The following is a 669-nucleotide window of genomic DNA, read 5'->3' on the forward strand; positions in this document are numbered from 1 at the left end:
AACGCTTCAGTTTCGAGAAGCAGCATTCGATTAGATGACGCTCGGCATAGAGGGGTTTGTTGAGCGGATATTTGATTGCCCGTGAGGGGTTGTTCGGAATGACGGCTTGAGCGCCTTTTGCGGCGATCGCGGATCGCAAGGCATCGGAATCGTAGGCGGCATCGCCCATCACGACCTCCGCCGGGAGCCCCTCGATGAGCGGCTGGGCCTGAGGCGCATCGCCGGCTTGACCTGCCGTTAGGAAGAAGCGGACCGGGCAACCTAAGCCCCGGACAGCCATATGGATTTTTGTCGTCAGGCCGCCGCGCGAACGCCCGATGGCCTGATTTTGAGCCCCCCTTTTGCGCCGCTGGCGTGCTGGTGGGCGCGGACGATGGTGGAGTCAACGATCAGGTATTCGAAGTCCGGATCATCCGCGAGCGCTTCGAACATACGTAGCCAGACCCCCTTGGCGCTCCACCGGCTGAAGCGCCGGAAGACGCTGTTCCATTCGCCAAACGCTTCGGGCAGATCACGCCACGGCGAACCGGTTCGCACGATCCATAACACGCCCTCGACAAACATCCGGTTGTCGCGGCCTGTCGAACCACGCTGGTCCGGCCGACCGATGATCAAGCCGGAGATACGGTCCCATTGCGTGTCGTTCAGAACGAGCCGATCCAGAACCCC

Annotated in this window: 1 pseudogene; it reads right to left on the reverse strand. The window is 61.6% G+C overall.

The features are described from left to right. Window positions 1-669, reverse strand: a pseudogene (locus tag ACZYOF_RS44185) (IS5 family transposase); the annotation flags it as partial.

It is taken from the genome of Bradyrhizobium sp. LeoA1Lang (genome assembly GCF_055413685.1).